The 22,509-nt window shown below is 43.6% G+C and carries 15 protein-coding genes; 14 read left to right on the top strand and 1 reads right to left on the bottom strand.

What is annotated here, in order from left to right:
* Positions 1-16 precede the first annotated feature (16 nt).
* The 14 genes from V6R21_RS02145 to V6R21_RS02080 all read left to right on the top strand — a co-directional run bounded on the left by V6R21_RS02145 (position 17) and on the right by V6R21_RS02080 (position 21,410).
* Entirely contained in the window at positions 17-3,331 is a 3,315-nt protein-coding gene (locus tag V6R21_RS02145) for a SusC/RagA family TonB-linked outer membrane protein (protein ID WP_334240455.1), read from the top strand.
* Positions 3,332-3,345: 14 nt separating this feature from the next.
* Positions 3,346-4,839 (top strand): RagB/SusD family nutrient uptake outer membrane protein, encoded by a 1,494-nt coding sequence (locus V6R21_RS02140; RefSeq protein ID WP_334240452.1) that lies wholly within the window; start codon positions 3,346-3,348, stop codon positions 4,837-4,839.
* Between the two features lie 28 nt (positions 4,840-4,867).
* The gene (locus V6R21_RS02135) at positions 4,868-5,809 is read left to right on the top strand and encodes a hypothetical protein (protein WP_334240451.1); all 942 of its coding nucleotides are present in this window, start codon (positions 4,868-4,870) and stop codon (positions 5,807-5,809) included.
* Positions 5,810-5,876: 67 nt separating this feature from the next.
* The gene (locus V6R21_RS02130; RefSeq protein WP_334240449.1) at positions 5,877-7,061 is read left to right on the top strand and encodes a glycoside hydrolase family 26 protein; all 1,185 of its coding nucleotides are present in this window, start codon (positions 5,877-5,879) and stop codon (positions 7,059-7,061) included.
* Positions 7,062-7,173: 112 nt separating this feature from the next.
* Positions 7,174-8,868, top strand: a complete 1,695-nt coding sequence (locus V6R21_RS02125) for a glycosyl hydrolase (protein ID WP_334240447.1) — start codon at positions 7,174-7,176, stop codon at positions 8,866-8,868.
* A 74-nt stretch (positions 8,869-8,942) separates the two neighbouring features.
* Entirely contained in the window at positions 8,943-9,908 is a 966-nt protein-coding gene (locus tag V6R21_RS02120; protein WP_334240446.1) for a glycosyl hydrolase, read from the top strand.
* A gap of 26 nt (positions 9,909-9,934) precedes the next feature.
* Entirely contained in the window at positions 9,935-11,689 is a 1,755-nt protein-coding gene (locus tag V6R21_RS02115; protein ID WP_334240444.1) for a DUF5060 domain-containing protein, read from the top strand.
* Between the two features lie 44 nt (positions 11,690-11,733).
* Positions 11,734-12,924 (top strand): glycoside hydrolase family 130 protein, encoded by a 1,191-nt coding sequence (locus V6R21_RS02110; protein ID WP_334240442.1) that lies wholly within the window; start codon positions 11,734-11,736, stop codon positions 12,922-12,924.
* On the top strand, positions 12,911-14,308 hold the full coding sequence (locus tag V6R21_RS02105; protein ID WP_334240440.1) for an MFS transporter: 1,398 nt from the start codon (positions 12,911-12,913) through the stop codon (positions 14,306-14,308). The genes V6R21_RS02110 and V6R21_RS02105 overlap by 14 nt, the downstream gene beginning before the upstream one ends.
* Positions 14,305-15,774 (top strand): glycoside hydrolase family 30 protein, encoded by a 1,470-nt coding sequence (locus V6R21_RS02100; protein ID WP_334240438.1) that lies wholly within the window; start codon positions 14,305-14,307, stop codon positions 15,772-15,774. The genes V6R21_RS02105 and V6R21_RS02100 overlap by 4 nt, the downstream gene beginning before the upstream one ends.
* Positions 15,775-15,869: 95 nt before the next feature.
* Complete coding sequence (locus tag V6R21_RS02095) at positions 15,870-17,042, top strand: AGE family epimerase/isomerase (protein WP_334240436.1); 1,173 nt, start codon at positions 15,870-15,872, stop codon at positions 17,040-17,042.
* A gap of 67 nt (positions 17,043-17,109) precedes the next feature.
* Positions 17,110-19,692 carry a beta-mannosidase gene (locus tag V6R21_RS02090; protein WP_334240435.1) on the top strand — a complete coding sequence of 861 codons (2,583 nt, stop codon included), beginning with the start codon at positions 17,110-17,112 and terminating at the stop codon, positions 19,690-19,692.
* Positions 19,693-20,062: 370 nt separating this feature from the next.
* On the top strand, positions 20,063-20,500 hold the full coding sequence (locus tag V6R21_RS02085; protein ID WP_334240433.1) for a nuclear transport factor 2 family protein: 438 nt from the start codon (positions 20,063-20,065) through the stop codon (positions 20,498-20,500).
* A gap of 85 nt (positions 20,501-20,585) precedes the next feature.
* Complete coding sequence (locus V6R21_RS02080; protein WP_334240431.1) at positions 20,586-21,410, top strand: helix-turn-helix domain-containing protein; 825 nt, start codon at positions 20,586-20,588, stop codon at positions 21,408-21,410.
* Positions 21,411-21,657: 247 nt separating this feature from the next.
* Here V6R21_RS02080 and V6R21_RS02075 read toward each other — a convergent pair whose 3' ends face one another.
* Positions 21,658-22,326, bottom strand: a complete 669-nt coding sequence (locus V6R21_RS02075) for a hypothetical protein (protein ID WP_334240430.1) — start codon at positions 22,324-22,326, stop codon at positions 21,658-21,660.
* Between the last annotated feature and the right edge of the window lie 183 nt (positions 22,327-22,509).

Below are 22,509 nucleotides of genomic sequence, written 5' to 3'. Positions count from 1 at the left end.
AATTATGTGCTGTTCGATGACCTGGACTTTTGCCAGCGTTTCATCTAACCCACAACAGTATTCACTTAATGAGATAAAAGTGAACGTGCAGTATGAGGGGAACAAGCTGCTGGGGCTTTTGAGTGACATTGAAAGTACTAGTGAGTTTACATTTGCCTACTCATACGGAGAACTTGCTGAGAAAAAAGTCCAACTTTCCAAAGGAGAGTGGAACATGAAAGAACTATTGAGAGAAATCTCAGTGCAGGCACGCGTTTCCCTGCGAAGAACCAACGACATCATCACAATTAAAGGCTTGAATGGAAACCAAAAACTTCCGGATGTATCAGAGTCAGGAGATGCAGACATCACGGTATCCGGTAAGGTTTCAGATGAGCAAGGAGAAGGATTACCTGGTGCAGCGGTTATGATTAAGGGGACGACCATTGGTACTACCACAGATGTAAATGGAAAATTCAAGTTGAAAGTCCCAGAAGACGCAACCTTGGTATTTGCCTTTGTTGGTTATGAGTCTGTGGAAGTACTTGTTAAAGGGCAATCAACCATCAATATTACATTGCAACCAGACTTGAAGAGTTTGGAAGAAGTAGTTGTAGTAGGTTATGGTACAGTTAAGAAAAGCGACCTGACAGGTTCGGTTACGCAAGTAGAGCTCAAGGAAGTGAAAGACATTCCTTCTAACTCTGTAGAGGGGGTACTTCAAGGTAGAGCTGCCGGACTACAGATTACAAGTAACTCGCAGGAACCGGGAGCCGCATCTACAGTAAGAATCAGAGGTAACAGTACCTTGAGAGGATCCAATGACCCATTGGTAGTTGTAGATGGTTTTCCTTTGGGTACGGCAGGTGACCTGAAGCAGATTAACCCTGCTGACATTGAGTCAATCGAGGTGCTGAAAGATGCCTCAGCCTCTGCCATCTACGGTTCTAGAGGTGCCAATGGTGTAATCATCATCACGACACGTAAGGCTGCTACTGGTGAGACACATATCAGTTTGAGACAGCAAGTAACTGTTTCGGAGTTTACGTCAAAACTGAACCTTTGGAGAGATCCGGTACTGATGACGCAACTTAGCAATGAGCAGCGAAAAAACGGTGGTTTTGACCAGTTGTATGTCGGACGCAATGTAAATGGTATTTATTATCCTTCGGTGGAGGAAGTGGCAAATGGCTCTTGGCCTCACTTTACACAATGGGATGATATTGTTTTCCGTGATGCTCCAGTATCCAATAACACGACACTGACTGTTTCCAGCTCAAATGAAAGAACCAATTTTAACCTGAGTGGTAACTACTTTACAGATAAGGGTATTTACATTGACAATGATTACTCAAAGCTGAATTATAATTTCAATATCAGCCATAAGGTTTTTGATAACCTGAAGTTGACATTCTCCAATATCCTGACACGAGGTTTCCGCAATAACAACAGCGAATTGGCATATTGGAGAAACCCGCTCTATCCGGTTTATAATGAGAATGGAGATTATTTTTTGGTGGGCAACAACGATTTTAGTCATCCTGTTGCGATCACTGAAAACAGAAAGAATGAAACCAAGTCATTGGATGTACTTTCCTTTATTGACATGAACTGGAAAATCCTTCCATCGCTGACGTTTACATCCAGATTCAACTATAAGTACGGCAACTTTATAGAAGACCAATACTATCCAAAAGTTTACACTGAAGCAGGACAGTTCAACAATGGCGCTGCCTATATCAACAACTGGTCAAACAACTCGATGGTGTCAGAGTCTTTCCTGAACTACAAAAAGATTTTGGGTAAGCATGAATTGGGCGTGACACTCGGACACTCATACCAGAAAGACATTGTGAAGACTTCGGGATTAGGAGGATTTGATTTCATCAATGAGATTCTTCAGAATGAGAATATGGCGGCAGGAAATCCTGAATTGAATATCGTTAAAAATGGCAAACAGGAGTGGGAGCTGGTTTCAGGTATTTTTAGGTTAAACTATGCTTATAACAATAAGTACTTGTTGACTTTTACTTCCAGAGCTGACGGTTCGTCTAAGTTTGGAGCAAACAACAAGTGGGCATTCTTCCCATCTGGAGCCTTGAGCTGGAAAGCACATGAAGAGAGTTTTATCAAAGACCTGGATTTGTTTGATGAACTGAAGTTCAGGGTAAGTTATGGTATATCAGGTAACCAAGGGGTTAACCCATACCAGACGTTGAGCCGATTCGGAATCAGCAATTACTATAACAACGGACAATGGATTACGGCAATTGGTCCGGGTACGGAAGTTGGCAGAACAGGACAAGGAGGTATTGAAGTACTTTGGGGAGGTATTCCAAGTCCAGACTTGAAGTGGGAAACAACGTCTCAAATTGACTTTGGTGTAGACTTCGGACTGTTCAATAACAGGCTACACGCTACTTTCGATTATTATGAGAAAAACACTTATGACCTGCTACAGGATCGCTACCTGCCACTTTCATCGGGTTATGATTTGATGACTATCAATCAAGGTTCAATTACCAACAAAGGTATTGAGCTTACATTGGATGGTACCATCATTGAGAAAGATGACTTTACGTTTGGCGCAACCCTGATTTACTACCGTAACAGAAATGAAGTGACAGACCTTGGACGTGCTGAGGAGACAGGTGTTATCACAGATCCAACATCTGGATTACAATACAGAATCATAGGCAACTCGATTGAAGCATTCCGAGCGTCACCAAATATCTTGGCACTAGGACAGCCAATGAATGTATTCTATGGATACAAAACGGAAGGTATAGTACAAACCTTGGAAGAAGGGCTTCAAGCAGGATTGGAAGGAGCATTTGCCCAGCCAGGTGAGTTCAAATATGTGGACATCAATGGCGATGGTCAAATCACAACTGAGGACAGAACCATTATAGGTAACCCGAATCCTGACTTTATGGCAAGTTTGAACCTCAACTTGAGTTACAAAAACTTTGATGCCAGTGTATTCTTCAATGGTGTATTTGGCAATGATGTCTACAATACACAGGCATTCAACCAACCAAGTAACCAGCCACTGAGATGGACAGAGGATAACCCTACCAATGACTATCCGAAACTGATGGAAGGAAGAAGAACACTTGTGTCTGACTGGTGGATTGAGGATGGCTCTTTTGTAAGGATACAGAATGTGAACTTGGGATATACTTTCAATGTGACTGAGGACCTCAAGACAAGGTTGTTTATGAATGCCTCTAACCTGTACACCTTCACAAAATTCAAGGGCTATGATCCTGAAGTAGGTGCTGACGGCAGGTATTGGGGTGGTTATCCTAGGTTAAGAAAGTGGACAGTAGGTATGAATGTGACATTTTAATTGAAGACAAGACAATGAAAATCAAACACTATATATTCATGCTGTGCGGTCTGCTGGTGACCGGCAGCTGTGACTTGCAAGAAGAGCCGTACGGTTTTTATTCTGAAGATAACTTTTACAAAACAGCAACGGATGCGGAGTCTGCAATCAGTTATGCTTATGATGCCTTGACTTACCTTGAATACTCCAGAGGGGTGTTTATGTTGGGTGATATGCCAACTGATGAAGCTGGACCAAAAGCCGATGAAGGTGCCGATGCGCAGGCATTGCACAATTGGACAACCGAAAACTTCAACACAAACAGAAGTTTGTCGAACTACTTCAAGTATGCATATATCGCAATCAACCGTGCTAATAGCATACTGGATGCCATTCCTAATTCTCAGATCGAGGAGAAGCTGAAAAACCAATACTTGGGTGAAGCATATTTCCTGAGAGCATGGAACTACTTTAACCTTGCACGTAATTTTGGAATGGTACCTATCCATACTTCTGTTGTCAATTCATTGGAAAAGACATCAGCTCCAAAAGCTAAGGACTTGGATGAGTTGTACAACCTGATCACAGGAGATTGCCGAAAAGCAATTGAATTGTTAGACGTGAACCAAGCGCTTGGACGAGCAGACAAGGTAGCAGCTCAATCATTGGCGGCAAAAGCATATATCTATATGGCTTCATCCAAGGCACACAACGTTCCACTTTATACAGAGTTGTCCTTAAATACCGATGCTTTATATGATAGTGCAGCTTTCTTTGCTGGTCAGGTTGTGAATGACCAAGGCACTTATGGGTTTGATTCAAACCTGCTGGATATCTATGATGTAGAAAAGCCTGACGGTCCAGAGCATATCTTCTTGATGTCAATGGATAGGTCAGGTTCAGTAGAAGGAGACTACTCAAAAATTTCAAAGCTATTTATCCCATATGTTTCAGGTGGTGATATCTATCTGGACAATGGCAATGGCACTTATGATAAATCCCATGACGGATGGAGTGTATTCCAGACCAATGAGTCTTTTTACAATACATTTGACGGCGCTGATGACCGAGGACTGTTACTGTTAGTAGATGTACTTTACGATGCTGATGGTGTGGAGATCGCCACTTTCCCTGGCAATATGCCATACAGGTTTTGTAGAAAGTACATTGATCCGCAGTTTATCGCTGATAAAACCAGTACAAGACCTTTCTTGATTCGCTATTCTGATATCGCATTGATATATGCAGAAGCTATCGGAGCAACACCTGAAGCGTATGATCTTGTGAATTACATCCGTAACAGAGCAGGATTGGGCAACTTACCGTCAGGCTTGTCAACAGATGAGTTCAGGGAACATGTTTTTGATGAAAGAGGATGGGAACTTGCCTTTGAAGGGAACAGGCTTTATGACCTACGCAGGTTTAACCGTGTAACAGACATGGTAGAGGAAGCCGTAGGCATTACTGCTGAACAGGCAGCTTTTTACCCAATTCCTCAATTGGAAGAAGACTTGAATCAAGCACTTTAATTCATCAAGTATCCGAAAAGGCTAAATCATGAAAAACATAGCATCATATATTTTGCTGGCGCTGATAGTGCTAGCCCAGACCTCCTGTGTCAAAGATCCGCTGGAAGACATTCAGGATGGCAGCTGGAACAACGAAAGAAGCGTTATCAATATCAAGTTTGAAAACCAGGTTGGTCAAGCCGAGATCCATCGTATTGATGAGACAAAAGGCGAAATCAATATTACCATCAATGTGAGTGCTGTACCTGACTTATCACAGATTGCATTGCAAAGCCTTCAGACTTCATTTGGAGCTACAGCCTCTGTTCAGGTAGGAGATGCACTGAATTTTGAAAACGATTCACAAACCTCCACACTTACTGTGACTTCACCAACAGGTAAAACAAGAGATTACACACTCAAGGTGGAATCATTTGAGGAAACGCTGTTGGGAACATACAAGATCACTGACCTTATGGTTTGGGGTGGTACTGGACCTGAATATGGTGGAGGAGCTGTATTGTCTATGGTTTCGAAACCTTGGATATGGCCTGAAACAGGTGGACCAGCGGCAGAGCTGGACAATACACTGACCTTTGAGATGGAAGGCATAACAGAGGAAGGTAATACCTATGGAAAAATCATCAACAACGCAGGTGATGATGGTTTGTATGCAGATTTCCAATATGTAGGAGATCCTGCAACAGATGTGAATCATTTCTACCGCACTGTGCCAAAAACCAATGGTACATGGGAGAGAAACTATGCCTTGGGGCAACTGGTCTTTACGTTTGAGGATGGTACGAAAGTAATCGGTGAATTTGTAGGGGCAGGTACTGAGGATTTAGGTTTTGACAAGACCAAAGCAACAACGGATTTTGCCTTGGCATTTAACCTGAATGGGACTGATGATTGGGACAAGATCTACAGTGACTACGACAAGTTTGTGAAAAAACCTAGAAGGTACTGGATAGACTTGCAAAAGCAATAATCCAAATGAATACACTGGAGCCTGCATGGTTCCAGTGTACTTTTTCAAGCGGTAAATCTGTATGATGATGAAAAAGATATATTTGATTCTGTTCGCAACGCTGTCGCTGTCTTGTTCAAAAGAAAGTACTGAGGTGGAACCAGATATGGATGGTGAAAAAGTGGAAGCGGTTACTTTGACACTGGCAGATGCACAGGCAACAGCAGAAACGAAAGCGTTGTATGCCAACCTTTGGGCAATCCAAAGTAAGGGACTGATGTTTGGGCATCACGATGACCTGATTTATGGACGGGAGTGGTATGCAGAGCAGGGCAGGTCTGATACAAAGGAAGTTTGTGGCGATTATCCGGCAGTATTCAGTGTGGATCTGGCTGAGGTAATGGATGAGCGGAATGCAAGCAGTGACTTGAATGATGACCGCAAGCGAACCATTATAGAGGCGCGCAATCGGGGTGAGGTAATTACTTCGTGCCTTCATTTGAACAATCCTGAAACTGGAGGAGACTCTTGGGACAATTCCAGTAACACGGTGGTGAAGCATATTCTGGAAGAGGGGCATGAAGTGAATGTAAAGTATAAGGTTTGGTTGGACAGACTGGCTGCTTTTGTATCAGAATTGAAGGATAAAGATGGCAAGTTGATTCCAATCATTTTCCGCCCTTACCATGAGCATACCCAGACTTGGTCATGGTGGGGAAGCAGTTGTACAACCAAGGAAGAATTTATAGCCTTCTGGCAGTTTACAGTAAATTACCTGACCAAGGAAAAAGAGTTACACAACCTGATATTTGCTATCTCACCACAACTTGATGGGGTTGGAACAAAAGAGAACCTGTTGTTCAGGTGGCCCGGTGATGCATATGTGGATTTTATTGGGATGGATAGCTACCACGGTACCAACACAACCGCACTTTCCACCAATGCCCGTAATCTAGGAGCGCTTTCCAATGAAAAGCTAAAACCTTGTGGCATTACGGAGACAGGTATTGAAGGAGTAAGAAAGGGAGGAGCAGAATACAGTAACTATTGGACTCAGGAGATTATGTCAGCCCTGTATGGCAAGGAGGTCAGTCTGGTGGTGATGTGGCGAAACAAGTATGATCCATCGCATGATGGTTACCATTATTATGGTCCTTGGATCGGGCACAGCTCAGCCAGTGATTTTGTAACATTCTACGAGAGTGATTACATGATTTTTAGTGCTGACCTTCCTGATATGTATGCTCCGGTGGAAGGAATTACAGTTCAGTAAGTCAATAAATCATCGCTATTTCTTGGGTAGGTATCATATGCCTGAGATCTGCTTTTCTTAACCCAAAAAACGCATCCGAAAGGAGCAATTTGAACACATGATGACAATTACAATGAACACAATAAGGTCACTTATTGTACTGGCACTGCTTTGCCTACACTTTGGGGTACAAGCCCAGACACCTTTTGAGTCATTGAACTACCTGTACAGTATTCAGGGATCAAAAACGATTGGGGGAATGCACAACCGCCAGCCCAATTCAAATCCCAATCAATACAGTCAACAACTCAATGGCGTACTGGGACAGTGGCCTGGACTCTACAGTGCGGACTTTCAGTTCGAGTACAACGAAGTCAATGCAAGGCAAACCATGATCAATCAGGTAATCACGGAGTGGAACAATGGTGCCATGATCAACCTGATGTGGCATGCCTGTAACCCAGTCAATGGTGAACCTTGCAACTGGGATGGCAGTGGCGTATTGGGATCACTCACAAACAGCCAGTGGAATGAGCTGATCACCAACGGTACAGCACTGAACAACAAGTGGAAAAGCATGATGGACGAGATTGCCTACTACTTGCAGCAGCTGGAAGATGCAGGAGTGGAGGTATTCTTCAGACCATTGCATGAAATGAACCAAGGGATGTTCTGGTGGGGTGGTCGTCCCGGACCAAACGGAACCGCTAAACTCTACCAGATCACACATGACTATTTCACAAATACGAAAGGGTTGAGTAACCTGATCTGGGTGTGGAACATGCAGGATTACAGTGGACTAGCTAATGACCTTTATAACTACGATCCGGGATGGAACTATTGGGATGTGCTGACACTGGACATGTACTGGAGTGATGGTCAGGGTTACACAACACAGAAGTACAATGCGATGGTCGCCAAGGCTGGCGGTCGTCCGATTGGGATCGGGGAATGTGAAGACCTTCCGGCAGTAAGCCTACTGAACAATCAGCCCCTCTGGACTTTCTTTATGGGTTGGTCAGAACTGACTTTCTCAGGCAACAGCACCCAAAAAATTCAGGACATCTATTGGTCAAGTCGGGTGCTTACACTCAATGAGATGCCGGGGTGGACAGGCTCAGGATCTTGGCAGAATCCGACAACCCCAACCACACAATACATTCAGGCTGAGGACTACAGCAATATGAGTGGCGTACAGACTGAAACGACCAGTGATTCAGGTGGAGGAAACCTTAATGTCGGCTGGATCGACAGTGGTGACTGGATGAGTTACAGCAATATCAATGTGCCCTCAACTGGCTCATACACTATTGCCTATCGGGTGGCAAGTCCAAGTGGAGGAACTATCCAGTTAGAACAGGCGGGAGGTGCTGCCTACGGGACAATCAACGTACCGAATACAGGTGGTTACCAGAGTTGGACAACCATCTACCAGACCGTAAACCTGAATGCAGGTGTACAGGGTTTTGGGATTAAGGCGCTGACGGGTGGCTGGAATTTCAACTGGTGGTCGATCACGCCAAATTCCGGAGCAAGATTGGGGGTGACAGCTTTAGAAGGATTGAACGAGGAAAAACTAAATGCATACCCTAACCCATTCACTGCAAAAGTGAAAATACCGGTTGGTGAAAGTCCTTTCAACCTGAATATCTACGATATGTCAGGTAAGATAGTCCGCAGCTTTACAAAGGCTGATCCTGCCAATCCGAAAGAGGTAGTATGGGATGGAAGCAATATAACTGGCACAGCTGTCGCACCGGGTCTGTACCATTACCGCCTGTACACAGAAGGGAAGGTATTGTCAGGTAAAATCATGAAGGATAAATAATAGAATGTTGGTAGTTAAGGACAGGTCAGGCAAGGAAATATGCCTGACCTACTCCTGACACAAATGAGCTTGTAATGAAAAGAATCACAACGACTTTTTTGCTGATGCTGCTTTTGTCAGCATCATCTTTCGCCCAGCGGTCACGAGCTGATGTATTGGATTACCTGTATAAAATCTCAGGAAAACAGACACTGGCAGGACAACATAACAAAGAGCCCAACGCCGATCCGGTAAAGTGGACCAACTTCATCAAGGAAACTACAGGAAAGTATCCGGCACTTTGGAGTGGGGACTTCCTTTTCCAGCAGGAAAACATAGATGAGCGTTGGACAATGATCAAGCAAGCCAAAGAACAGTGGGACAATGGCGCCATCATTAACCTGATGTGGCATGCATGTCCTCCAGATCAGGGAGAGCCTTGCGGATGGGATCCGGGATTGCTGAATGCTCAATTGACAGATGAACAATGGAATGAACTGACGACAGACGGGACGGAACTGAGCAATGCTTGGAAAAAGCGAATGGATGATATCGCAGTTTACCTACAGTTCCTAAAAGACAATGGTGTAGTCGTATTATTCCGCCCATTACATGAGATGAATCAGGGGTTGTTCTGGTGGGGTGGCCGTCCCGGACCTGAAGGAACCGCCAAGCTTTACAGGATTACACATGACTATTTCATGAAGGAGAAAGGATTGGACAACCTGATTTGGGTGTGGGATATGCAAGACATGAGCTGGGATTTCGAGGATTATAATCCAGGAGGAGAGTACTGGGATGTGTTTGCCTTTGATATCTACGATCAGGGCTATGACAAGAAATGGTATGACTACATCCTTCCGATTGCGGGTGAAAAGCCTATGGCCATTGGGGAATGCAGCAAGCTTCCTACCTCAGATATTCTGAAAGCACAGCCACGTTGGGTATTCTTTATGCCTTGGGCAGAGTTGGTGGAGCAAAGCAACTCCATTAAGGAAATAAAGAAACTCTACAAAGACAAGCGGGTGATTACACGGGATGAGATGCCGGAACAACTGTAAACCTTTAAACAACCAGTGGTCGAAAAATGAAAAACAGAATGCAAACAAACCAATTGAGAAGAACACTATTCGCAGGACTGATGGCTGCGGGTATGGTGTTGAACCAAGGCTGTTCTAATAGCCTGATAGAGAAACATAACCTGATTACTGAAGATATTAAGCAATACGGCAAAACTGAGTTCGAGATTGTGATCAACGAGCAGTTCAATAACCCTTACGATCAGGAAGAGGTCAAGTTGGACATGATGATCACCTCGCCAGCAGGAAAACAGCTAGTGCTCCCATGTTATTTTGAGGAAAACAAGGAGGAGCAGTCAGTTTGGAAAGCCCGTTTTGCACCAGCTGAAAATGGTGAATACACCTATACTTACCAGTTAGAGCATGGAGGGGAAACCACTACTTCAACTATTGACCATTTCAAGGTGGAAACCTCTGGTGAGGATGGTTTCCTACATGTAAATGACAATTGGACATTGAAATATGATAATGGAAAGCTTTTCCGAGGGATTGGAGAGAATGTAGGCTGGGAAGCTCGCAACTATGAGGACTCAAAATATACCTATGAATACTTGCTGCCAACACTTTCCGAGAACGGCGCCAATTTTTTCCGTACCTGGATGTGCCCTTGGGACCTACCTGTCTCATGGCCAAAAGTTTCAAAGCATACTGACCGCTATACAGATTCTGACGAGTATTTCCATCCACAAGGGATCAAGCGAATGGATGAACTGATGGATATGTGTGATTCGCTGGACCTTTACCTGATGCTGGCAATGGATACACATGGTGCACTGATTCCTGGTGGTGGATGGCAGGACAACCGCTATAATGTAGCCAACGGAGGACCGGCAGCCTCACCTGCAGATTTCTTTGTCAATGAGCAAGCTCGCAAGATGTCCAAGAACAAGTTCAGGTTTCTGGTTGCCCGTTGGGGATACAGCACGCACATTGGAGCATGGGAATTCTTTAACGAGATCGATAACGCTGTTTTTACAGCAACACCGCACGACAGTGTTCTGATTGCGCACAAGGATGTGGCAGCATGGCACAAGGAAATGAGTGATTATATCAGCTCCATTGATCCATATAATCATATCATCACCACAAGTGTTTCCCACAGGGAAATAGAAGGGATGTTTGAGGCAGAAAACATTGACATAGCCCAGCACCATATCTACAAGAAAACAGGTCAGATTCCTGCCTTGATTCATCAATATGCAGACCATTACAAGAAACCTTTTGTATGGGGCGAGTTCGGTTATGAATGGGACTGGAACAAGGATTTTTCCAAGATAGCCGAAGAGTCGGATTACGATTACAGAAGGGGATTGTGGTACGGACTTTTTAACCCGACACCGATTCTGCCCATGACATGGTGGTGGGAATTTTTTGACAAACGCGACATGACCCCATATTTCCAAAGTGTACGCATGATCAATGACATGATGCTGGAGGCTGGTAAAGGACAGTTTGAGGAAGTGACTGTCGCTTCCAAAGGGTTGGAGTCCTTTAGTGTGAAATGTGGGGAGCAGTATTTCGTGGTGGTACTCAACAATGAGAAGCAGCTACAGTCTTCGGATTTGGTGCTGGACATTGCCAAAGGGAATTATATCCTGAAAAGGTTCAATCCGGATGAGCGCTCTTTCTCTTCCAACGGCAAATTGTCAGCAGGAGAAAGTGGTTTAACCATCTCAAAAGTAAGCTTGAATGGTTGGGATGAAATGCTTTATATCCTGACACCAGAAGCATCACTGAATACGCAGGAATTGGCATCTAACTGATCGAATGGGGAAAGATTTTTCAATTAAAAATAGAGAATAAAGAAATGAGCAAGCATATAGAAAAAGTAAGGCAGCTACTGGCTGATCACGAATATTTTTTGAAGCAAAAGAATGAGCAGCAGGCAGAGAGTAATGGCGTTATTCAAAGATATGCCTATCCGGTTTTGACCCGAAACCATACACCTGTTTTCTGGCGCTATGACCTGAATCCTGAGACTAATCCGTTGCTGTTAGAAAGACAGGGAATCAATGCCACCTTCAATGCAGGAGCCATTGAGTTCAATGGTCAGTATTGTGTGGTAGTGCGTGTTGAAGGGGATGACCGCAAGTCCTTTTTTGCTGTGGCTGAAAGTGAGAACGGCATTGACAATTTCCGTTTCTGGGATTACCCGATCACCTTGCCTGAGACCGATGAACCAGATACGAATGTGTATGATATGCGTCTGACAAGGCATGAGGACGGATGGATTTACGGGCTGTTCTGTACAGAGAGAAGAGACAAAAGCGCACCAGAAGCGGACCAGTCGGCGGCTGAAGCCAAATGCGGTATCGCCCGTACTAAAGACCTTGTGAATTGGGAGCGTTTAGCGGATTTGGATTCAGGAGGGAGCCAACAGCGGAACGTGGTATTGCATCCCGAATTTATAGATGGCAAGTATGCACTTTATACCCGTCCGCAGGATGGTTTCATCGATGCCGGAAAAGGTGGTGGAATCGGTTGGGCTTTGCTGGAGAGCATGGAAAATGCCAAGGTAGGCGCCGAGAAAATCATTGACCCGAAAACCTATCACACCATCAAGGAGGTGAAGAACGGACAGGGACCTGCCCCAATCAAAACAGCAGAAGGTTGGCTGCATCTGGCGCATGGCGTAAGAAACACAGCGGCAGGACTCCGCTACGTGCTATACATGTTTATGACTTCACTGGAAGACCCTTCAAAAGTGATTAATCGCCCAGCTGGTCACTTTATGGCACCATTGGACAGAGAGCGTATAGGCGATGTTTCCAACGTGCTTTTCACCAATGGTTGGATTGCCAAGGACAACGGAGAGGTACTGATCTATTATGCTTCCTCTGATACAAGATTGCATGTGGCGACTTCTACTGTGGAGAAACTGGTGGATTATTGCAAGCACACACCAGAGGATGGATTACGCTCATTTGCGAGTGTGCAAACCCGAAACAAATTGATTGACAGCAACCTTGAATTCCTGAAAGCCCATGGTCTTAGATAAAACAATCACTTCATCCAGACTGAAGCTGAAGGAAAAGATCGCCTATAGTTTTGGGGATTTTGCCTCATCCATGTTCTGGAAGCTATTTTCCATGTTCCTGCTGTTTTTTTACACGGACGTGTTCGGAATATCGGCCGCAGCAGTAGGTACCATGTTTCTGGTGACCCGTGTATGGGATGCACTCAACGACCCAATCATGGGATTGATCTCGGACAGGACTGTGACCCGTAGGGGTAAGTTCCGACCGTACCTGTTGTATGTGGCAGTGCCATTCGGAATTATCGGGGTGCTTACTTTTACCACGCCTGATCTGAGCGCAGATGGTAAGCTGATCTACGCTTATATCACCTATACGCTGATGATGATGGTGTACACGGCAATCAATGTACCGTACGGTTCGCTAATGGCGGTAATGACAGATGATGGAGTGGAGCGTACTTCACTGGCTTCATGGCGATTTATCGGTGCTTTCTCGGGTGGCTTGTTTGTGACCGCAACAGCCAATGTGCTAGTAGATTTCTTTAGCCAAAGTACCAATGAGGCAATCGGTTTTCAGTACACGGTTATGATTTATGCAACCATTGCAGCTGTGTTGTTTTTTCTGACATTCTTCTGGACAAGGGAAAGGCTGGCGCCTCCAAAGGAAGAGAAAGCAAGCCTGAAGGATGACCTGAAAGACTTGAGCAAAAACCTGCCTTGGTTTGTGATGCTGGGAGCCAATATCGCTATCCTGATCTTCAACTCACTCAGGGATGGTTCCATCCTGTATTACTTTAAATATTACATCAAGGATCAGACATTGGAACTGTTCGGCAACAGCTTCGAATGGACCTCGACAGCCCTTTCATCTGCCTATATGTCTATTTGGTTGGCGACCAATATCATTGGGGTACTGCTTGCCAAACCAGTTGCGGTAGCTTTGGGAAAAAAGGCAACTTTCAGCTATGCGGCACTGTTGTCAGCGGGACTCAGCTTTGTTTTCTTTTTCATTCCTGCTGACAGTCTTCTTTTGATCTTTGGACTGAATGTCCTGATCGGGATTACTGCGGGTATTATCCTGCCACTGGGCTGGTCAATGTATGCTGACATTGCCGATTACTCAGAGTGGAAGACAGGTCGCAGGGCAACAGGGCTGGTATTCTCCTCTTCTTCCATGTCGCAGAAATTTGGATGGACCATTGGGGGAGCCATTACGGGGTGGTTGCTGGCAGGCTTCGGTTTTGAACCGAACGTGGAGCAGACACAGGAAGCATTGCTCGGCATCAGGTTGATGATCAGTGTGATTGCTGGACTGGGAGCTTTAGCCTCTTTTGCCTTTATGCGTCTTTACAAACTGGACGAGAAATTTATGGCTACTATCAAACAGGAACTGAACAAGAGATGAAACCAATCAAGATAACTGGACTGTTGCTGGCAGGTGCTTTAATGGTTGCTTGTCAGACAGAAAAACCAAAACAGGAGCAAGCTGAAAAGAGGATTGAGAAATATTCCCTTACAGGAAAATCGGCTACCTTTTACAGGACTGCCAAGGAAAGTGGTGAACGGCTTTCTGAAGTAGGAGAAGGAGCGTTTAGGGAGCTGAGACAGCCAACCGAAATGTCACCAACCATCTTTGTAGACCCTGACCGAAAGTTTCAGGAAATAGTTGGAATTGGAGGCGCCTTGACCGATGCAGCGGCAGAAACCTTTTACAAGCTGCCGAAGGAAAAGCAACAGGAAATCATTACTGCCTACTTCGATAAGGATAAGGGGATTGGCTATTCAATGGCAAGAACTTCCATCCACAGTTCAGATTTTTCAAGTAAAAGTGTTGCCTATGCGGAAGTGTTGGGAGATACCAAACTCGATAACTTCAGCATAGAACAGGACAGAAAATTCCGTATCCCATTTATCAAGGAAGCATTGAAAGCGACCGAAGGGGATATGAAACTATTCGCTTCTCCATGGAGTCCACCTGCTTGGATGAAGACGACAGGAAACATGCTGCAAGGTGGAAAGCTGAAGTCGGAATACAGACAAGCTTGGGCAGATTATTACCTCAAGTTTATAGAAGAATATAAGAAGGAAGGAATCAATATTTGGGGCTTGACGGTACAGAATGAGCCAATGTCTCCACAGACGTGGGAATCGTGCCTGTACACGGCGGAAGAGGAACGGGATTTTGTCAAAAACTTCTTGGGTCCGACAATCAAGCAATCCAAATACCCTGATACCAAACTGATCATCTGGGACCACAATCGGGGACTGATGTACCAGCGGGCAAAGGTGGTTTATGATGACCCTGAAGCCGCCAAGTACGTTTGGGGAACAGGCTACCATTGGTATGCGGGTGACCATTTCGACAATGTCCGCCTGCATCACGAAGCTTTCCCTGACAAGAATCTGCTGTTTACCGAAGGCTGTGTGTACCCGTTCAATATTGACAGCCTGCATCTTTGGAAATGGGGTGAGCGCTATGGAAAATCAATCTTAAAGGATTTGGACAATGGCGCTTCTGGTTGGGTAGACTGGAATGTACTGCTGGATGAAACAGGAGGTCCGAACCATGTCGGCAATTTCTGTCTGGCACCTGTGGTTGGGGATACCCGAACTGGCGAGGTGACTTACCTTAACTCCTATTACTATATGGGACACTTCTCGAAGTTTATCAGACCGGGAGCAAGAAGGATCGTCAGCTCTTCCAACCATGATGACCTGTTGACTACCGCATTTATCAATCCGGATAACAGTATTGCGGTGGTGGTGTTGAACCTCAGTGACAAGGAATATGATTTTGACACTTGGGTAAATGGTCAGGCAGTGGGAGCCAAAAGTTTGGAGCACTCCATCATGACGGTCATGATCCAATAATTATTGATGAAGGTTCGGAAACCTATTTTTACTAACCAACCGGTCGCCCCAATGGACGGCCGGTATACTTTTAACCGTTAGTCTTTTTTTGAAAAATGATTACAATACAAGAGGCACAGCAAGTGCTGGACAAGAATATCCTTTCCTTCTGGCAGCAGCGCATGGTGGATAGGGAGAATGGCGGTTTCTACGGAAGAATTGATGGTGATGGGAAATTATACCCCGAAGCGGACAAGGCTATTATCCTCAATACCCGTATCCTGTGGACATTTTCGGCGGCTTTCCGACAATCAAAAAATACTGTTTACAAGCAGGTGGCTGACAGGGCATACCATTACCTGAAAGATCATTTCTTTGATCAGGAAAAGGGAGGCGTTTTTTGGATGCTGGATTTTCAAGGAAAAGTAACCGAAGACAAGAAGCAGGTCTATGCGCAGGCATTTGCCATCTATGCCCTTTCGGAATATGAGCAAATCGAAGGTAGCGGTCAGGCACTGGAGTTGGCAATTGAATTGTTTGGACTGCTGGAAAAATATAGCCGTGACAGGGAGCGAAATGGTTACTTTGAAGCATTTGCCCGAGACTGGTCAGCTATGGAGGATGTGCGATTAAGTGAAAAGGACATGAATGCCACCAAGACCATGAATACGCACCTGCATGTACTGGAAGCTTATACCAACCTGTACCGGATATGGAAAGACGATAGATTGGCTGAAAGTCTTGAGAACCTGATTGTATTGATGAGCAGCTGCTTTATCAGTGAAACCAGTCATTTCCATCTGTTTTTTGATGATGACTGGAGACTGCTTTCCGATGAAATCTCTTTCGGGCATGATATCGAAGGTAGTTGGTTGTTGGCTGAAGCAGCCGAGGTATTGGGAGATAAAACTCTGATTGAAACGACCAACGCTCTGGCTGTTCAGATGGCAGAGGCAGCCCTGTCAGGTCTTGATGAGGATGGAGGGCTGATGAATGAGGCGTCATCTGAAGGATTGACAGACACGGACAAACATTGGTGGCCACAGGCAGAGGCATTGGTAGGATGGCTTAATGCATGGCAGATCAACAATGATCAGAAATTCCTTGATGCAGCAGGAAAAGTTTGGGATTTTACCAAAGCATATATCATCGATCAGGAAGGTGAGTGGCACTGGCGGGTGACTAAGGATCATCAACTGGTTACTTCAGAAGACAAGGCAGGACCTTGGAAGTGTCCATACCATAACGGAAGAGCGATGCTGGAAATCATGGAAAGGCTAAAAAACTAGAGAAGCCATAACATACTATAAAAGAGATTTTTTAAGAAAATGAATGTTCTACTCATAAGTTGCTGAGATGAAAAAGACCTTACAGATTTGCTTATTGATTTTAGGCATGATGACCACCGCAACAGCACAGAAAGTATCCCAGTCGCTGAACAGCACATGGCAGTTCAGACAAGTGGGACAACAGCATTGGCAAAATGCATCCGTACCGGGAACAGTGCATACAGATTTGTTAGCTGCCGGTGTAATAGAAGACCCATTCTACAGGCTCAATGAACACGATCAGCAGTGGATTGACAAGGTAGATTGGGAATACAGCAAGGAAGTGAAAATAGGAGAGGACCTGCTGAAGAAACAACACCTGATCCTGAACTTTGAAGGGTTGGATACCTACGCCACCATTTACTGGAACGGAGAGACAGTGGTGGAAACGGATAATATGTTCCGTACTTACAGTCTTGACCTGAAAGGATTGGCCAAACCTGTCAACACTTTGCGTGTGGTATTCACATCTCCTATTGACAAGGGAATGGCTATGCTGGCAGATCACGGTTATCCTTTGCCTGCGATCAATGACCAATCACAACTAGGTGGATTAGGAGATAATAAGGTCAGCATTTTTGCCCGAAAAGCAGGCTACCATTATGGTTGGGACTGGGGACCTCGATTTGTTACATCCGGTATCTGGAGAAATGTTAGTCTTCAGGCATGGGATGAGACTAGCATCGCCAACGTCCATATCAGACAGGGAGCGAGAACCAAGTCAGTGGCCAACCTGTCAGCAGACCTTAAATTGACAGCAGCCTCATCCGTAAAAGCTAGGATTCTGGTAGATGGTAAATTGGTGAAGGAACAACAGATTGACAAGGAAACGACAAGCATCGACTTTGTGATCAAAAAGCCAAAACTTTGGTGGCCGAATGGCATGGGAGAGGCACATCTTTATCATGTCAGCGTAGAGCTGTGGCAAGATCAGCTGCTGGAAAAATGGGAAACGGAAGTGGGACTCAGAACGGTGAAATGGGTACAGGAACCCGATGCAGACGGAAAAGGAAAAAGCTTCTATGTAGAGATCAACGGCAAGCCTGTTTTTGCCAAAGGAGCCAACTATATCCCTAACGACTTGTTTCTGCCAAGGGTAAGCAAGGAAACATACGAGCATATCGTACTGTCAGCCAAACGTTCGAATATGAATATGTTGCGTGTATGGGGTGGTGGTATCTATGAGCAGGATTACTTCTATGAGTTGTGTGACAAGTACGGCATTATGGTTTGGCAGGACTTTATGTTTGCCTGTAGCATGTACCCAGGCGATCAGCAGTTTTTGGATAATGTCAAGCAGGAAGCCATTGAGAATGTGGTAAGGCTAAGGAATCACCCATCCATTGTGCTGTGGTGTGGCAATAATGAAATTGAGATGGCATGGTCTGAGTGGAAGGAGAATGCAGGTTGGGGCTGGAAACAGCGTTATAATGCCAAGCAACGCAAAGAGATTTGGAAAGCCTACGATGATATGTTCCATCATATTTTGCCTGATGTAGTCAATGGTTATACAGATGGCGATTTTTATTGGCATTCTTCCCCATCAGCAGGATTTGAGCAGCTGGCAACCTATGAAACAAAATCAGGGGATAGCCATTACTGGGGCGTTTGGCATGGTGAGCATCCGTTCGAGCAATTCAGGCAATATGTGCCAAGATTTATGAGTGAGTACGGCTTCCAGTCATTCCCTGAATTCAATTCTGTCAAGCAGTTTACAACAGAAGAAGACTGGGATATCAAGCGTGAGGTCATGGCATCACACCAGCGCAGCGGCATTGGCAATCTTCGTATCCGCAGCTATATGGAGATGTATTACAAAGTTCCTGACAATTTTGAGCAGCAACTTTATGTGGGGCAGGTGCTTCAGGCTAAGTCAGCAGAGATGGCGATTGATGCACACCGCAATGCCATGCCTTACTGTATGGGAACCCTCTTTTGGCAGATCAATGACTGTTGGCCGGTAGCCTCTTGGTCAAGTATCGATTCTTATGGAAAATGGAAAGCGATGCAGTATAAAGTGGCAGAGATGTACCAGCCGACAATCTGGGTAACGGAGCAAAAACAGAAACAACTGGAGCTGGCACTGGTTCATGATGGTCCTGAGAAGGTCACAGGTAAATGGCGTATCCAGTTGCAGGACTTTGAAGGAAATGTGGTTTGGACCAGAACAGGAAAGACTAGCCTTCTTAACAATGAACGGAAGGTTATTGAATCAATTGATACAGAAGAATTAGGCAAGCAACATGACTTGGACAGCCATATGTTGGTATTGGAGCTAGTAAATAGCAAAGGTCAGCAGATAACAGCACGCAATATCTATTTCGAGCATCCAAAGGAATTGCAATTGCCAACGCCGGATTTGACTTGGGAGGCTGAACAGACTGAAAAAGGAATTGAATTGGTGTTGAAAACAGACAAGCTGGCTAAGGATGTATTTGTATCCCTAATAGATATACCAGAAGGGCATTTCTCGGACAACTATTTTGATATGTTACCAAACAGCAGCAAAAAAATTGTCTTCGAGGGAAGTGTAGATATAGAGACATTTAGAAGTCATCTCAAGATACAGCACCTGGCAGAAACAGCGAGCTATGGTTTGAGTCGAAAATAGCAACCTTTATGCATAAAACGAACAATGAGTCACTCTTACTTAATGTGAGTTTTGGATTAGAATTCGCTTTTAAGACATCATGAATGAGATGGATTGAAATCCATCACTATTATATTTTACCCTTTCAGGGTAGATGTCCCGAAGGGACTGAATATATCAGCGATGGGATTTATCCCGTCGTAATGAAAACCACACTGTTCAGTCCTGAAAGGGCGATATACTTGAAGATAAATCCATAATTCACGTTACTTAGGGTGACTCATTGTTTTTATAAGGGAAATTAATTTTGGCTACACAAAACGGAGATCTGGACACTTTTGTGAAATTTAGCCTGTCCACCTTTGTGCCATAACTTTAAAACAATAGAGATATGGGCAAAACATTAGAACAAAGGATCCAGCTTTTGGAAGACATTGAAGCAATCAAGAAACTTCAGGCTACCTATGCACACTGTGTAGACCAAGGGTGGAACGGAAAAACTTTTCAGGATGTCAGCAGCCTATTTGTAGACGATGCCACTTTTGAATGTGCGGCATTTGGGCTTCATGCTCAGGGAAATGTATCAATTTCTGAAACCTTAAAACAAGGTTCTGTATTTGCAATAGCTCAACACAGCTTTACAAATCCTGTGATTGAAGTGGATGGTGATACAGCTACAGGCAAATGGCTTTTGTGGGTAGGCGTAAACAATGGTGACAGTAATATTGTTTTTGAAAGTGAAGACATTACTTACAAAAGAACAGCAGAGGGTTGGAAAATCCAATCTATAGAATTGTTTGTAGCGCAAATGCTTAAAAATGAAGGATAAACACACTAAACGTATTTTTGTCAATTCAATTTCTGAATTATACCGTTTAATGGGTTTACCAAAGCCAAAGCATCCTCTAATTAGTTTGATTAAATTGGAGGATGCTACTGCTCCTATATTTGATGCTTCCACAGTGCTGATACTGGACTTTTATACTGTTTCCATGAAAAGAAACTTGGGAAACAAAATGAAGTATGGTCAGCACTATTATGATTTTGACGAAGGTGTTTTGGCACTGATGTCTCCCGGTCAAACGGTGTCAGCAGACAATACTGATAATGAACAAGCAACGGGCTGGTGGTTGGTTTTTCATCCTGATTTCATTAGGAATTATCCGCTAGGAAAAGACATTAAGAATTATGGTTATTTCTCCTATGCAGTAAATGAGGCTCTGCACTTATCAGAAGAGGAAGAGCAGATGATGGAGGGCATCATGCAAAATATTCAGAGGGAATATCAGTCGTCAATTGATCATTATAGCCAAGATGTGATGGTCTCACATTTGGGGTTGTTACTCAATTACTCGAATAGGTTTTACAACCGACAGTTTATCACACGTAAAAAGGCAAGTAATGATTTGCTCATTAAGGTGGAGGATTTATTGGAAGACTATTTTAATAGCAACAAATCATTGGGAGCGGGCTTACCATCGGTCCAATATATATCAGACCATCTCAACGTATCTTCTAACTATTTGAGCGATATGCTCCGCAACCTCACTGGACAAACCACGCAACAACATATCCATAATAAGCTCATTGAAAAAGCCAAGGAATTATTAGTAACCACAGAGCTTACTGTTGGAGAAATTGCCTATGAATTAGGGTTTGTGCAGCCACAATCATTTAACAAGTTATTCAAGAGTAAAACCAATTTATCGCCACTTCAATATAGAAAATCATTTAACTGAGCAGTCAGAATCATTCATTTAAGCTGATAAATAATTGAAATCGGAAGTTTTACGCTCTTCCATGATTTGTGAATACCTTTATTGGAATAAATGGATTCACCCCTCTTTGGAGTTGGATAAAAAATCTTATGTTAAATAGGTGCTTGTCAAGTTTAAAATTTATTTATGATTCTCAGACTAGAAACAAAAGAGTAACCGCTAATTGAAAAAGGGATGATTGTCGCCAAATAGTTTACAGAATATTAGTTTATTCCACAATGTTAAATGGAAATTCTGGTGTTGGGTTCCCATCAATAATAGGCAAATCAAATATACCATTATCAAGATGTACAAATTCTCCATTTATTGTTTTCAATACACCACTGAATGTGCCAGATACAACGCCTTTATTTTTATTAAGTTCAATAATCTTAAAGTTAAATTTGGACTTTGAGGTGCTATAACCAAAAGTATAATCAAACGGTCTGACTAACTCAACAAAATCAAAACCATATTGATAATCTAAATGTCGAAGAGCCCATTCGTTTGCTTTTTCAGTCAAAATATCTTCAGGGTGCATTTTGAGTCTTGGCTCATTAAAACTATCAAAAGATAGTGGATCATTTACATAATTATCATTCAACTTAACAGTGATGTGTAAAAAACCATATGAAGTATCATCAAAATATTCATTTTTCACTGAATCGTAATTTTGACCTATCATAGTAATATATAGCACTGAATCTCCATCGATAAAAGCTCTACTCTGATTGGATTTGATAAATCCAATCTTTCGAGTCCAAGATACCCCATCAATCTCTACACCATATCTATTGTTACCATAGCCTAACGTATCAGCTTCAGGAATCGATGGCTCACATGAGAAAAAAATTATGGTTATCACTACAGACAATAAAATATTTTTAGCAATTCTCATCTCTTCTATTTCATAATTATATAAAAAACATCTTAAGCGGAAACTTCTTTAATCATATGATTTTTAGATCAATGGTACAGTATTTATGCTACAATATTTAATGATAAATTAATGTCAGCTGCTTCTGGTCTCGAAAACTAAAACCATCATCACTTTTCAAATACATTGTTTGACAGTAAATGT

Source organism: Limibacter armeniacum, from assembly GCF_036880985.1.
Lineage (GTDB): Bacteria > Bacteroidota > Bacteroidia > Cytophagales > Flammeovirgaceae > Limibacter > Limibacter armeniacum.
This window is presented reverse-complemented; position numbering and strand designations above follow the sequence as displayed.

Coding starts and splice junctions, on each gene's coding strand:
- V6R21_RS02075 (WP_334240430.1), bottom strand. CDS start 22,326: ATGAGAATTGCTAAAAATATTTTATTGTCTGTAGTGATAACCATAATT.
- V6R21_RS02100 (WP_334240438.1), top strand. CDS start 14,305: ATGAAACCAATCAAGATAACTGGACTGTTGCTGGCAGGTGCTTTAATG.
- V6R21_RS02105 (WP_334240440.1), top strand. CDS start 12,911: ATGGTCTTAGATAAAACAATCACTTCATCCAGACTGAAGCTGAAGGAA.
- V6R21_RS02140 (WP_334240452.1), top strand. CDS start 3,346: ATGAAAATCAAACACTATATATTCATGCTGTGCGGTCTGCTGGTGACC.
- V6R21_RS02085 (WP_334240433.1), top strand. CDS start 20,063: ATGGGCAAAACATTAGAACAAAGGATCCAGCTTTTGGAAGACATTGAA.
- V6R21_RS02130 (WP_334240449.1), top strand. CDS start 5,877: ATGAAAAAGATATATTTGATTCTGTTCGCAACGCTGTCGCTGTCTTGT.
- V6R21_RS02095 (WP_334240436.1), top strand. CDS start 15,870: ATGATTACAATACAAGAGGCACAGCAAGTGCTGGACAAGAATATCCTT.
- V6R21_RS02110 (WP_334240442.1), top strand. CDS start 11,734: ATGAGCAAGCATATAGAAAAAGTAAGGCAGCTACTGGCTGATCACGAA.
- V6R21_RS02090 (WP_334240435.1), top strand. CDS start 17,110: ATGAAAAAGACCTTACAGATTTGCTTATTGATTTTAGGCATGATGACC.
- V6R21_RS02135 (WP_334240451.1), top strand. CDS start 4,868: ATGAAAAACATAGCATCATATATTTTGCTGGCGCTGATAGTGCTAGCC.
- V6R21_RS02125 (WP_334240447.1), top strand. CDS start 7,174: ATGAACACAATAAGGTCACTTATTGTACTGGCACTGCTTTGCCTACAC.
- V6R21_RS02145 (WP_334240455.1), top strand. CDS start 17: ATGACCTGGACTTTTGCCAGCGTTTCATCTAACCCACAACAGTATTCA.
- V6R21_RS02120 (WP_334240446.1), top strand. CDS start 8,943: ATGAAAAGAATCACAACGACTTTTTTGCTGATGCTGCTTTTGTCAGCA.
- V6R21_RS02115 (WP_334240444.1), top strand. CDS start 9,935: ATGAAAAACAGAATGCAAACAAACCAATTGAGAAGAACACTATTCGCA.